The sequence below is a fragment of the uncultured Prevotella sp. genome, assembly GCF_946407605.1.
GTDB lineage: Bacteria > Bacteroidota > Bacteroidia > Bacteroidales > Bacteroidaceae > Prevotella.
Genome location: NZ_CAMJOS010000016.1, coordinates 38,655 through 52,537, shown reverse-complemented (window position 1 = coordinate 52,537; position 13,883 = coordinate 38,655). Strand labels below are relative to the sequence as shown.

The following is a 13,883-nucleotide window of genomic DNA, read 5'->3' as shown; positions in this document are numbered from 1 at the left end:
GTTCTGCACTCGATTTCTCGTAACTTTGCATCATGGAAGAGAAAAATAAAGACGAAAAGTATATGCAGATGGCACTATCCGAGGCCAAAAAGGCCTTTGCCAAGGACGAGATACCCATCGGCTGCGTCATTGTATGCCATGATACCATCGTGGCTCGTGCCCATAATCTGACGGAGACCCTCACCGACCCTACGGCTCATGCTGAGATGCAGGCCATCACAATGGCGGCTAACACTCTTGGAGGTAAGTACCTGACTGACTGCACGTTGTACGTCACTGTAGAGCCCTGTCCTATGTGTGCTGGCGCTATTGGTTGGGCTCAGGTGCCTCGCATCATCTTTGGTGCGGCCGACCCCAAGCGCGGCTTTCAGGAGTATGCCCCTCGTGTGCTTCACCCCAAGGCAGAATGCAAAGGCGGCATCCTTGAGGAAGAATGCCGCCAGTTAATGCAAGATTTCTTTAAGCAGAAGCGCTAAGGTATTTCACCTTTCACCCTTCAATTTTCAATTTTCACTTTTCACCTTTCACCTTACTTAACCTGAACAACCAGATACTTGCTGGTGCTCCAGAACTGCTGGGGGTTGGTGATACGCAGCACATACTGCTTATTGGCATCACGCTCCAGCGTGTAGCTGCCAGCAGGATGGTTGGTAAGGAGCTTGGCATCGCGCGACATCAGCTTAATCTCTTTGTCCACACGAATGTCAATCTTCGTAAAGTAGTTCTTGTTGAAGTTGCCCTGCAGCACCTCGCCACTCTTCAGGATGTTCTGCTCTTTCAGCTCACGTTTGGTGCCAAAGACATACCAAGCTGTGTTCAGCTCCTTGTCCTGCGTGCCGATGGTCTCGTCTTTCTGGGCATTCTCGTCCTTCAGCATCACCACATCATCGCTCAGCTGCGATACCTGCTGGTCCAACTCAGCAATATGGATATCCTTTGCCTCCAGCTCCTCACGCAGTACTGCAATCTCACTCTCCTTCTCCTCCATCTGAGCCGTCAGGTTCTCGATGGTCTTACGCAGTTGCTCACTAGCCGTATTGCTGTCACGCAGACGGATGCGCAGCTTGTTGATGAGCTCTTTGTTCTGGTTCATCGTTTCCTGGATGAACTGCATATTCTCACGAATGCGGGCACTGGCATTAGCACCCTCACCGCGACGCTCCACAGTCACGCGACCCTGAGCCTCGTTGATGGCACGGAAGCCATCCTCGATGCTGTTCAGCGTCTCGAGCATGTCGTTAATCTCATTGTCCTTCTGGACGTTCACACGCTGCAGCGAGTCTATTCTCTGATTCAAGTCAGCGCGTTCCTTGTTGTTACCATTGTCCTTGCACGATGCCAGCGCCAGCAGGCATACGGCAAAAAATAAAACTTTCTTCATATCATTTAAGTTCATAAACTATTCTTTTCCAGCTAGAATGATGACGATTTCCCCTCGAGGTTCCGTCTCTTTGAAATGGGCGATGACCTCCTGCAAGGAGCCACGCACACTTTCCTCGTGTACCTTTGATATTTCTCGGCAGACACTCACCTGACGGTCAGCACCATAGACCTCGGCAAACTGCTCCAGCGTCTTGACCAGACGATAGGGCGACTCATAGAATATCATGGTGCGCTCCTCGTTGATGAGCGACTCCAATCGCGTCTTCCTGCCTTTCTTCTGAGGCAGGAAGCCCTCGAACACAAAACGGTCGCAGGGCAGGCCGCTGCTCACCAAGGCAGGCACGAAGGCCGTAGGACCAGGGAGCGTCTGCACCTCGATACCAGCCCTCACCGCCTCGCGAACCAGGAAGAAGCCTGGGTCGCTGATGCCTGGGGTGCCTGCGTCGCTAATCAGGGCTACGTCCTGTCCTGCCTGCAGTCGCTGGACGATGCCAGCACTGGTACCATGTTCGTTGAACTTATGGTGCGACATCAGTTGGTTCTTGATGTCGAAATGCTTCAGCAGGATGCCCGAGGTACGGGTATCTTCTGCCAGCACCAAGTCCACCTCCTTCAGGATGCGAACAGCTCGCAGGGTCATGTCCTCCATATTCCCCACAGGGGTCGGTACAATATACAATATTCCCATTTCGGGTGCAAAGTTAGTGTTTTTAGTTCATAGTTCATAGTTCATAATTCATTATTGTCGCAAATTAACAACATTTTACTAAAAAAAACTATGAACTATGAACTACGAACTATAAACTTTTTATTATCTTTGCACCATGATTACGTATCCAGCAACGGGCGAGACACACCGCCCAGGAAGAATCGAAGTAGTGTGCGGCTCGATGTTCTCGGGCAAGACAGAGGAACTCATCAGACGCATGAGACGCGCCCAGTTTGCCAAGCAGCGGGTTGAGATATTCAAGCCCGCCATTGATGTGCGCTATTCTGAGGAAGACGTGGTGAGCCACGACCAGAAGCACATCCAGTCAACGCCCATCGACTCGTCGGCCAGCATCTTGCTGTTAGCCAACGATATAGACGTAGTAGGAATCGACGAGGCACAGTTCTTCGACGAGGGTATCGTCGATGTGTGCAACCAGTTAGCAAACCGTGGTGTGCGAGTCATCGTAGCTGGCCTCGACATGGACTTTAAGGGTGTGCCCTTCGGCCCTATGCCTGCCCTTTGTGCCATTGCCGACGAGGTGACCAAGGTTCATGCCATCTGCGTGAAATGCGGCTCGCTGGCTTATGTCAGTCACCGTAAGGTGCAAAACGACAAGCGTGTGCTGTTGGGCGAAACGCAGGAGTACGAGCCCCTATGTCGCGAATGCTATCAGAAGACCCTACAAGAAGACAACCGCAAACAGTAAACTGTAAACTATCATGTACGATAAACCTATCACCTTCGACAAGTTTGTGCGCTGGCTGGGCTACGGTCTGCTGGCTGTTGTCGTCCTCTACCTTGTCAACTATCTCGGCAGCGTGCTACTGCCCTTTGCCGTTGCATGGCTGCTGGCCTACCTGCTCTACCCTGTCGTCAAGTTCGTGCAGTACAAACTTCATGTGCCAGGCCGCGTGCTCAGTATCGTCGTCACGCTATTCATTGTCACCTTGGTGATGTGTGGCATCGGCTGGCTAATCATTCCATCCATGATTGAGCAGTTCCGTAAGTTGGGCGACCTGATCACCACTTATATATATAATGCGGCCAACATCGACAGTATCCCCGAGGCTGTAAGCGAATGGACAAAGACCCACCATGAGGAGCTGGAGGAATACCTGCTGAGTGCCAACTTCACCGATGGCGTCAGGGCGGCCCTGCCCCAGATGTTCTCGGTGGTAGGTCAGACAGCCAGCATTATCATCAGCATCATCGCCTCGCTCATCACCTTATTATATATGTTCTTCATCCTGATGGACTATGAATACCTGACGGAGAACTGGATTAAGATATTCCCCAAGAAGAGCAGACCTTTCTGGAGCGAGTTGGCCAAAGATGCAGAACGCGAGTTGAGCAATTATATCCGCGGACAAGGCATGGTAGCCTTTATCATGGGCGTCCTCTTCTGTATTGGCTTCACGATTATCGATTTCCCCATGGCCATCGGACTGGGCATCCTCATCGGCATACTCGACTTGGTACCTTATCTGCATACCTTCGCCCTGATACCCACAGCCCTGCTGGCACTACTCAAAGCTGCCGATACAGGCCAGAACTTCTGGGTAATCTTCGCCTTGGCAGTAGCGGTCTTCGCAGTAGTCCAGGTCATCATCGACTTGGTGGTAACACCTTATATTATGGGTAAAGCCATGCGCCTCAACCCTGCCATCCTGCTGCTGTCGCTGTCAATATGGGGAGCACTTCTGGGCTTCATCGGACTCATCATCGCGCTGCCTGCCACCACCCTCTTAATGGCTTATTATCAGCGTTATATCACCAAAGAGAACGAGGAAAACGGCGAAATTGAGGTCGAAAAGGAAAAATCATCCGAATAAATTTGGTCAATTCATAATTTATTAGTAATTTTGCACCCGCTTTTCAAATAAAGCACTAAGGTAGATCCGCTAGCTCAGTCGGTAGAGCACAACACTTTTAATGTTGGGGTCTTGGGTTCGAACCCCAAGCGGATCACAAATAAAGAGACTCGAAGTGAAAGTTTACTTTCAAACTTCGGGTCTTTTTTGTTTGTACGATGGCTCGCGCCAGCGTTATGGGGTATTCAACCCCAAGCGGATCACGACAAAAGAGGTCAAATGACCTCTTTTATTGTTTAGAAAATGCCGATTTCATCGATGTTTTTTATTTTATCTTCATCTCGAACGGACTCATTGGCAAGCCATTCTTACCATAGACATTGGCACGAATGGGATTGTTCTTCCAGGCATAACGAATAGAGGAAGGATTAGCCACAGACGACTTGATGACGATAGTACTACCAGCACCCTCAGCCACAGCATTCACATAACGTCCATCGTTACCAGCCACCTCGAACTCATAGAGCTGACCATTGGTCTGCAAGGGTTGCGAAAGTGTGCAGACCACCTGACCACCCTCGGCAACAGCCATTTCCACTTCAGGCGACAACTGGACCTTCGGATTCCACAGTAGACGCTCGAAGGCCAACGCCACACGCTCTGCCACATCTTTCTTGCGCAGTGGATGGATATCGACTGTCTCACCCCTATCTATCGTCACAGCCAGTTCGGCCCGTGTATCTTCCTTAGCCACCAGTCGCTGGGCCTCTCGCACCATCGACCAGCCCGTATTCTGCGGCTGTTCCGACGGCTCCATGAAGTTGGCCAGCTGGATGATGACAAACGGCATCTCTGGCCGTTCGAAGGTCTGACGCCAGTTGGCCATCATCAGACGCAGCAGCGAGGCATACTCTCGAGCCTGCGACGTATCAGCATTCGACTCGCCCTGATACCACACCACGCCAGCTACAGCGAAAGGCGCCATGGGATGAATCATACCGTTAAAGAGTGTCGATGGCTGATACTGTAGGTTTATGCCAACGCCTATGGGGTTTGGCATCTCCAGTCCTGTCTGTATCTTCCAACGTTGTCCCAGCGGCTGGATATCATCAGTAGCAAAGACCAAGCGATAGGGTTTCTCCTTGACGAAATAAGGCATGCCGCCCTTGTTGACAAAACGAATGGTGATGACATTATCGCCCTCACGCAGCAAGCCTTCCGGCACCTGATAGCGGCGTGGCGGATACTGATAGCCTGTGCTGCCCACCTGAACACCATTAATATAAGTAACATCGCTGTCGTAGAGCGTGCCCAGCAGCAGTTGAGCCGCCTTACCCGCATGTTCTTTACTAATATGGATATGCTGACGCAACCACAGACTGCCAATCCAGCTACGACGGCCTGCCATTGGTGAAGGCTGGGCCGTCAAGTCATACTGGTCTACCTCGGCCCACGAAGCATCGTCGAACGACAATTGCGTCCACAGTGCGCCCTTTGAACCTTCCACAGGCACCAAGCCCGGGTCGCCCTGGTTCAGAATAGCCTGCCAACGCTGGTCGGCCAGCGTGCCGGCCCTACGCTGAGCCTGGATGAAAGTATCTTCCTGATAGAGTTGTGTCTGACGGTGCATCACCGGATAGTATTTTGCCAAGGTGTCGGCAGAAATCCATGCCTCGATGGGTGTGCCACCCCAGGCACTCTCGATGATACCCTGTGCCACACCTTTCTCACGCTGCAGTTGTTTGCCCAGGAAATAGCCAATAGAAGAGAAGGTCCATGCGTTCTTACGATTCAGAGGCTGCCACGATGTAGGGCGCAGGTCGGCCGAGGGCTGACGGGTGTCGGTCTGATACTGCACATGAAACAGCCGCACCATATTATTACTATCGTTCAGTTCATCGGGATACTGCGGCGACACACGCTCTAACGTGGTCTCCATGTTCGACTGGCCCGAGCAGAGCCACACATCGCCAATCCAAACATCGGTGAGTGTCTTGGTCTCAGCCCCTTGACCCTTTATCTCTAACACATAAGGGCCGCCAGCCTTCATCGCAGGCAAGTCAACGCGCCACCGTCCGCTGGCATCAGCCACAGCGGTAGCACGCTTTTTATTCAGGGTAACGATAACCGTTTCCTGAGGACTGGCCTGTCCCCACACAGGAATCTCTGTACCTCTCTGAAGCACCATTCCCGACTGGAAAATCTGTGGCAAGCGCACCTCGGCATGACACAGAGTGACACTCAGCACGAGTGTCCATAGCATAGTGATAGTCTTTTTCATAACAGTGCAAAAATACACATTTCCCGCCTTATTATGCAGAAAGCAAAAGACTTTTTAAGACAAATGAAACAATTAGAATAGCATTATGAAACATAAGAAAAGACATTATCGAAAAAAAACGAGTACCTTTGCAAGCAAAATACACAACAACAATCAATAATTATGTCAACAGTTACTATTAATCAGGAATCAAAAGGATTCTACAAACTTTCGTGGCTCCAGCGCATCGGCTTCGGTTCGGGTGACCTGGCGCAAAACTTGATTTTTCAGACGGTAGCATGCTACCTGATGATTTACCTGACTACGGTATTGAAACTGAACCCAGCCTTTGTCAGCGGACTGATTCTCGCCGTTCGCCTCATAGACTGTTTCTGGAGTCCCGTAGTAGGACGTTATATTGACAACCGCAATCCTAAGTTAGGCAAGTATCGTGCTTACCTCCTCTATGGTGGTATCCCCCTTACCGTTGCCGCCTGTCTGCTGATGCTGCCTCAGGCTGCAGAATGGGGCACCACTGCAAAGATTATCTATGCCACGGTGAGCTACACCGTGCTGAGCATGATCTACTCAGTGGTAAACATCCCCTATGGCTCGATCATGGCCAGTATGACACGTGACAACGACGAGGTACTCATTCTCACCTCTACACGAATGGTATGTGCCAATATCGGTCAGATTGTCGTTCAGGCTGGTTTCCCCATCGGACTCGCCATGTGTGTCCATACCGCCATCGACTGGAATCAGGCTACCTTCATGGCCATCGGAACCATTCCCGCCTTCGTCATCCTGCCTATGCTGCCAGTACTGAAGAAATGGCTGGGTAAGAAAGGTCTTTACTATACCCTTCTCTCTATTGGTCTCATAGGATTTGCCATCCTGTTCACTATCGGTAAATTCTTTGATGTAGAGAGCCTCAATACGGTTGTCCAGATTGCAAAGGTTATGACAGGTGTAGGACTGCTGGTAGGTTCACTGATGTGGGCCTTGGTGCCTGAGGTCATCACCGAGGCAGAGTATCGTACTGGCAACAGACCTGCAGCCACCGTCAACGCCCTTGCCGGTGTGGCTTTCAAGGCAGGCTTCTCTATCGCCGGTTGGATTACACCGCTGGTGATGGGATGGATTGGCTTCAACTTTGCCAGCGAGGAGTCAGCTCTGCCCATCGAGCCCAGTGCGTGGTTTACAGTCACCTGTGTGTTTGCCCTCGTAGGCTTCATCCTCTTGATGCTTTGCTTCATGGGCAGCAAGGAGAATATCACGACAACACCCGAGAAACCCGTATCATTCGGTGAGATGTGGCAGGAATTCAAGGCCAACAAGTGTCTCCAGTTGGTGCTGAGCATCTTTGTGGTGGTGTTCCTGGCATCTTTCATCAGCGCACCAGTAAATGCTTACTATACAAAGTTGGCCAACTATTCTGAGATTGCACAGAATGCCATTCTGATATTCACCTGCATCATTCCCGCCGCCCTCCTTGTCGTTGTAGGATACCTCATCTACAAGTATCCGCTTACCGATGAGAGACTGGATGAGATTAACCAAGAAATTGAAGCACGCAACAAATGAATAAAAACATAAAGACACTTGCTCTCTGTCTGGCCATGATGCCGCTGGCATCAATGGCCCAGCAGGGACTGAAGGATGCCATAGGCAAGTACTGCCTCATTGGCGCTGCCATCAACCAGTGGCAGAGCGACGGACAGGTGCCTGAGGCTGACGCTATCACTGACAAGCACTTCAACTGCGCCGTGGCCGAGAACTGTATGAAACCCGAGTCGCTGGCTCCTGCAGAAGGCATCTTCGACTTCCGTGTGGCCGACAAGTTCGTGAGCTACTGCGAACAGCACAAGCTGAAGGTCATAGGCCACTGTCTGGTATGGCACTCTCAGGCTCCCGACTGGTGGTTCACCAATGGTTATGCAGCCTCACCTGCTTCGAAGGAAGTGGTGAAGGCCCGTCTCATCAAACATATCAAGACGGTGGTAGGCCATTATAAAGGTCAGGTACACGGTTGGGATGTGGTGAACGAAGCCATCGAGGACGACGGTTCCTTCCGTAAGTCACCCTATTACAACCTGTTGGGCGAGGAGTTTATCGAGATTGCCTTCCGCACGGCCCATGAAGCCGACCCTGATGCCGAGTTGTACTACAACGACTATTCGATGGCAGGCGAGAAGAAGCGCGAAGCTGTTTGTCGTCTGGTGAAGAACCTGAAAGCCAAAGGCTTGCGCATCGATGGTGTAGGTATGCAAAGCCATAACGGTCTGGACTACCCCAACCTTGCTGAGTACGAGAAGAGCATCGACGCCTTTGCCGCCTGTGGTGTGAAGGTGATGATTACCGAACTAGACTTGAACGTGCTACCCAACCCCGAGGGTTTCGGTGGTGCCGATATCGCCCAGAACTTCGAATTGCAGCAGAAGTACAACCCCTACACCGCTGGATTGCCTGCTGCCAAGCAGAAGGAAGTGGACAAGCGCTGGCTCGACCTCTTCAACATCTACTACAAGCACCGCTCTCAGATTGCCCGCATCAACCTGTGGGGTGTCAGCGACGGTGGTTCCTGGCTTAACGGCTGGCCTGTGAAGGGGCGCACCAACTATCCGCTGCTCTTCGACCGTCAGTATAAGGAGAAACCTGTCATCAACGAAATCATCAAGCTCTATCAGTGAGTCGTGATGACGTGATAACGAATTAACGTAACAATAATAACTAAAAAAACAAGCATTATGAAACCTAGGTATCTTTTCCCCAGTGATTATATGGCCGACCCTGCGGCCCATGTGTTTAACGGCAAGTTGTACATCTACCCTTCACATGACCGTGAGTGCGACAATGTGTTTGACGATGATGGCGGACACTTCCAGATGCGCGACTACCACGTGCTGTCGTTCGACGATATTGAGAACGGTCCTGTAACAGACCATGGCGTGATTCTCGATCAGGATCAGATTGCCTGGGTAGAGAAGCAGTTGTGGGACAGCGACGTCGTTGAGAAGAACGGCAAGTACTATCTGGTATATTCGGCCAAGGACTATAATGGTGAGTTCCACCTCGGCGTAGCTATCGCCGACAAGCCCGAGGGTCCGTTCATCCCTCAGGAGCACCCCATCCGCGGCGCTTACAGCATCGACCCCTGTGTGTTCAAGGACGATGACGGCACCATCTACTGCTACTATGGTGGACTGTGGGGCGGACAGCTTCAGTGGCATGTACCTCTGAGTGTAAAGCCCATCCAGCAGCCCGACACCCAGGCCGCTCCTGCCGGCTATGTCGACATTGGTCATGCTTCTGACAAGAAGACCGAACTGTGGGCACCTGCCGATGCTCCTGCCCTGTCGAGCTATGTGGTGAAGATGAGCGACGACGTGCTGCAGTTTACAGAGGCTCCACGTCCCGTGGTTATCCTCGACAAAAACGGACATCCCCTGAAGGCCAGTGACCCGCATCGTTTCTTCGAGGCAAGCTGGATGCATAAGTACAATGGCAAGTACTACTTCAGCTACTCTACTGGCGACAGCCATTTCCTGTGCTACGCCATTGGTGACAACCCTTACGGTCCCTTCACCTATCAGGGAGTCATCCTCGAGCCCGTCGTAGGCTGGACCACCCACCACTGTATTGTGGAGTTCAAAGGTCAGTGGTATTTGCTGTATCACGACTGCGTGCCTTCTAACGACATCACACATCTGCGTTCTCTGAAGGTACAGCGTCTGTTCTACAACGAAGATGGAACCATTCAGACCGTTATCAATGAGTAAATCAAGAACAATCATCACCCTGTTGGTCCTCTGCCTGACTACCGTAGTCTGGGCAGAGGACGGCAGTCGTCTGTGGCTGCGCGGCGAGATGCCGAAGGATATCACGCAGAAGATTGACCCTACGATGCCCGATGATGACGGCTACCGCATCAGCGGACGTACTGTTACAGCCCGCACCGAGATGGGACTGCTCTATGGCCGCTATGCCCTGTTGCGTGGCGAGCAGGGTGAGTCGCACCCCTACTACAAGTTGCGCATCCTGAACCATTGGGACAATATCGATGGTAGCATCGAGCGCGGCTACGCTGGCAAGAGCATATTCTGGAACAACCGCTTGGAGATAGACCACAGCCTGATAGAGAAATATGCCGAGGCCAACGCCTCGATAGGCATCAACGGCACGGTGCTCAATAATGTGAACGCCTCGCCGAAGATGCTCACCTCTATATATATTAATAAGGTGAAAGAGGTGGCCGACATCCTGCGTCCCTGGGGCATCAGGGTTTATATCTCCGTCAACTTCGGCTCGCCCAAGGCATTAGGCGACCTGACGACTGCCGACCCGCTTGACCCGAAGGTTCGACAGTGGTGGCAGAAGAAGGTGAAGGAGATCTACGCTGTCATCCCCGACTTTGGTGGTTTCCTGGTCAAGGCCAATAGCGAGGGACAGCCTGGTCCGTTCGACTATGGTCGCACCCATGCCGACGGCGCCAATATGCTGGCCGACGCGCTGAAACCCTATGGCGGCATCGTCATGTGGCGTTCGTTTGTCTATGGTGCCAAGCATAAGGGAGAAGATCGCGTGAAGCAGGCCGTTTCGGAGTTTGCCGAACTCGACGGACAGTTCCGCGACAATGTCATCCTGCAGTCAAAGAACGGTCCGCTGGACTTCCAACCCCGAGAGCCCTACGCTCCCATCTTCCATCAGATGAAGAAGACCCCGCAGATGGCTGAGCTGCAGATTACCCAGGAATATCTGGGCCAGAGCAAGCACCTGGTCTATCTGGCTCCCATGTGGAAGGAGTTCTTCTCCTATGTCAGTCCCCAGCAACTGGTGGGCATTGCAGGCGTGGCTAACATTGGCCTCGACACCAACTGGTGCGGACATCACTTCTCGCAGGCCAACTGGTATGCCTTCGGCCGACTGGCGTGGAACCCCATGCTGTCGTCGAAGAAGATTGCAGAAGAGTGGCTTGCTCAGACCTTTGATGATGAGAGTAGCAATAAATCTCAAAATCTCAAATCTCAACTTGTATCCGTGATGCTCCGCAGTCGCGAGGCCTGTGTGGACTATATGATGCCACTGGGTCTGCACCATATCTTCAAGTTCGACCACCACATGGGTCCCCAGCCTGGCGGCTTTATCCGCAGCTATCCTATTGAGTGGTGTCCTGTGTACTACCACCGTGCCAATGCCGATAGCATCGGTTTCGACAGAAGTCACACGGGTTCGAACGCCACTGCACAGTATCCCGAGCCCTACTGCTCGCTCTACGATGATGTGAATACCTGTCCAGAGCGTTTCCTGCTGTGGTTCCATCGAGTACCCTGGACACGCCGCATGAACAGCGGTCGCACCTTGTGGGAGGAGCTGCAATGGCATTATAACCGCGGAGTGGCTGAGGTTGACGACTTTGCCGCCGTATGGCAGCAGGTCAAGCCCTATATCGACGAGCAACGCTGGCAGGAGGTGGCCGACCTCATGGCTTTTCAGCAACAGGATGCCCGTCTGTGGCGCGATGTTTGTTTGGAGTATTTCGGACAATTCGCTAACAAGAAATAAAAGCATCATTAATAACTAACAAACCCCAATTAATTGTTTATGAAAAAAACCATAGCCTGTGTTCTGCTAGCTTTGCCCATGATGGCAACAGCCCAGAACCCCGTCATCCGAGACCTGTTCTCGGCTGACCCTACAGCTCGTGTGTTTAACAACAAGGTGTATCTGTACCCTTCACACGACATCATGCCCCCTCAGGGACAGCGTCAGGACTGGTTCTGCATGGAAGACTATCATGTCTTCTCGTCAGAAAACCTTACCGACTGGACTGACCATGGCGTGATTGTCACCCAGAACAAAGTACCCTGGGTGAGAAAAGACTCTTACTCTATGTGGGCTCCCGACTGCGTGGAGCGTAATGGAAAGTACTATTTCTATTTCCCCTCTGCACCTGCTGAGGGTCGTGGCGGCTTCGCAGTTGGCGTAGCTATTGCCGACAGTCCCGAGGGTCCGTTCATCCCCGAGCCAGAGCCCATCAAGGGTATCAACGGCATCGACCCCTGCGTGCTTCAGGCCTCTGACGGCAATGCCTATATCTTCTGGGGCAATGGCCGTTGCGCCAAACTGAAGCCCAACATGAAGGAGCTGGCCGAGGACAACCCCAAGTCGACAGTTAAGTTTGGTAACCGCGAGATAGAGATGACTGGCGTCAACTGTCTCGAGGGTCTGCCTAGCCGTCAGGCCGAGGGTCCGTTCGCTTTCGAGGCTAACGGCTGGTACTATCTAACCTATCCTTATGTCCGTGAGAACACCGAGGTACTGGGTTATGCCATGAGTAAGAATCCAATGGGTCCTTACGAGTATAAGGGTCTCATCATGGCCGAGCATCCCAATGGTTGCTGGACCAACCACCACAGCATTGTGAACTACAAGGGTCAGTGGTATATCTTCTACCACACCAATTTCTTCTCGCCAAATGATGACAAGCGCCGCTCGGTATGTATCGAGAAGCTGGCCTTCAATGCTGACGGCACCATCCAGGAGGTGAAGGAGACCATGCGTGGCGTAGGTATCAACAAGGCCACCGAGAAGATTCAGATTGACCGCTACAGCGAGGCTTCAAGCGATGTGACCACCGCTCATGTTGACACCACCCGTGCTTTCAGCGGCGACTATGCCGAACTGCCTAAGAAAGGCAGCTGGATGCGCTATGCCGATGTTGACTTCAGCAATATGACCGATGGCTATATGATTATCAATGTCAAGGCCAGCGACGACACTGAGTTCTGTGTCCGTGAGGGTAATGCCAAGGGTAAGGTCATCGCCCGCATCAAGCTGGCAGTACGTCCCCCAGAGCCTCCCGCAGGTGGTCAGGGTGGCGGCATGATGAGCCGTTTCCGTCGTGACAACCGCAACCAGTGGCTCACCCAGACTGTAGCCTTGGATTATAAGCCCAGCGGTGTTACCGACCTCGTCATCACCAACGAAGGTGATGGTGCCCTGGGTGTTGACTGGGTACAGTTCAAGAACCGTCCCAAGTACTTCACACCTGCTACAGCCACTCCTGCCAAGCCTGATGAGGAAGGCTTCATCCGTCGTTGGCTGCTCCTTGAGCCTATCGACAAGCCCAACAGCGGCAACACCGTGTTCACCGACTCTTATCTGCGCGAACACTTCAACCGCACATACTTCAAGGACCAGCAGACCATCGTGCCAAAGGACGGACAGAAGGTGAAGGCTGAGTTCCAGCAGGAACAGGCTCCTGCAGGCTTCGGCCGCGGCATGCAGCAGGCTCCTGCTCAGCCCGAAGTGAAGACCGTGAAGCAGACACTCACCTGGCATGCCCTCGATAGCGACCGCTTCAACGTGAAGCTGTTCCGTTTCGCTGAGAAATGGGGCGAGAAGGTCTATGGCGTGCTCTTCTGGGGCGTTACCATCATCGACTGTCCCGAGGATATCGAGAACATCCGCTTGGCTGTAGGTTCTAACTCAGCCTCTATGTGGTGGCTCAACGGTGAAGAGGTGCTGCTGATGAGCGGCGACCGCCGTATGGTGAAGGACGACTGCATGTCGCGCCGCATCACCCTGAAGAAGGGCCGCAACATCCTGCGTGGTGCCATTATCAACGGCCCTGGCATGAGCGACTTCTGCGTGCGCTTCCTCGACGAGAAAGGTAACCCTGTAACTAACTATACCATCATCAACAGTAAATAAT

11 protein-coding genes and 1 tRNA gene are annotated in these 13,883 nt (G+C 52.4%); 9 read left to right on the top strand and 3 right to left on the bottom strand.

Annotated features, from left to right (window positions below; genetic code table 11):
• Positions 1–32 precede the first annotated feature (32 nt).
• Positions 33–476 carry a nucleoside deaminase gene (locus Q0R57_RS08400; protein WP_294745949.1) on the top strand — a complete coding sequence of 148 codons (444 nt, stop codon included), beginning with the start codon at positions 33–35 and terminating at the stop codon, positions 474–476.
• 53 nt (positions 477–529) lie between these two features.
• Here Q0R57_RS08400 and Q0R57_RS08395 read toward each other — a convergent pair whose 3' ends face one another.
• Both Q0R57_RS08395 and rsmI read right to left on the bottom strand, forming a co-directional pair.
• Complete coding sequence (locus tag Q0R57_RS08395) at positions 530–1,381, bottom strand: hypothetical protein (protein WP_294745946.1); 852 nt, start codon at positions 1,379–1,381, stop codon at positions 530–532.
• Positions 1,382–1,399: 18 nt separating this feature from the next.
• Entirely contained in the window at positions 1,400–2,071 is a 672-nt protein-coding gene (rsmI, locus tag Q0R57_RS08390; protein WP_294745943.1) for a 16S rRNA (cytidine(1402)-2'-O)-methyltransferase, read from the bottom strand.
• A 136-nt stretch (positions 2,072–2,207) separates the two neighbouring features.
• Here rsmI and Q0R57_RS08385 point away from each other — a divergent pair, with 136 nt between their 5' ends.
• The 3 genes from Q0R57_RS08385 (at position 2,208) to Q0R57_RS08375 (ending at position 4,063) form a co-directional block, all read left to right on the top strand.
• Positions 2,208–2,801, top strand: coding sequence for a thymidine kinase (locus tag Q0R57_RS08385; protein ID WP_294745940.1), 594 nt, complete (start codon positions 2,208–2,210; stop codon positions 2,799–2,801).
• Positions 2,802–2,814: 13 nt separating this feature from the next.
• Entirely contained in the window at positions 2,815–3,927 is a 1,113-nt protein-coding gene (locus Q0R57_RS08380; protein WP_294745939.1) for an AI-2E family transporter, read from the top strand.
• A 63-nt stretch (positions 3,928–3,990) separates the two neighbouring features.
• Positions 3,991–4,063 (top strand) — tRNA-Lys (locus tag Q0R57_RS08375).
• 168 nt (positions 4,064–4,231) lie between these two features.
• Here the strand turns inward: Q0R57_RS08375 and Q0R57_RS08370 are convergent.
• Positions 4,232–6,187 (bottom strand): sialate O-acetylesterase, encoded by a 1,956-nt coding sequence (locus Q0R57_RS08370; protein WP_294745936.1) that lies wholly within the window; start codon positions 6,185–6,187, stop codon positions 4,232–4,234.
• 162 nt (positions 6,188–6,349) lie between these two features.
• On the opposite strand from Q0R57_RS08370, the gene Q0R57_RS08365 reads away from it, so the two are divergent.
• The 5 genes from Q0R57_RS08365 to Q0R57_RS08345 are packed head-to-tail and all read left to right on the top strand — an operon-like array spanning position 6,350 to position 13,882.
• On the top strand, positions 6,350–7,753 hold the full coding sequence (locus Q0R57_RS08365) for an MFS transporter (RefSeq protein ID WP_294745935.1): 1,404 nt from the start codon (positions 6,350–6,352) through the stop codon (positions 7,751–7,753).
• Positions 7,750–8,859 carry an endo-1,4-beta-xylanase gene (locus Q0R57_RS08360; RefSeq protein ID WP_294745934.1) on the top strand — a complete coding sequence of 370 codons (1,110 nt, stop codon included), beginning with the start codon at positions 7,750–7,752 and terminating at the stop codon, positions 8,857–8,859. Before Q0R57_RS08365 ends, Q0R57_RS08360 begins: the two co-directional genes overlap by 4 nt.
• A 57-nt stretch (positions 8,860–8,916) precedes the next feature.
• Positions 8,917–9,948: a family 43 glycosylhydrolase gene (locus Q0R57_RS08355; protein ID WP_294745931.1), complete on the top strand. Its 1,032-nt coding sequence runs from the start codon at positions 8,917–8,919 to the stop codon at positions 9,946–9,948.
• A complete protein-coding gene (locus Q0R57_RS08350) occupies positions 9,917–11,731 on the top strand; it encodes an alpha-glucuronidase (RefSeq protein WP_294745930.1) in 1,815 nt (604 codons plus the stop codon). The genes Q0R57_RS08355 and Q0R57_RS08350 overlap by 32 nt, the downstream gene beginning before the upstream one ends.
• A 39-nt stretch (positions 11,732–11,770) precedes the next feature.
• On the top strand, positions 11,771–13,882 hold the full coding sequence (locus Q0R57_RS08345; RefSeq protein ID WP_294745927.1) for a family 43 glycosylhydrolase: 2,112 nt from the start codon (positions 11,771–11,773) through the stop codon (positions 13,880–13,882).
• Position 13,883: the final 1 nt, after the last annotated feature.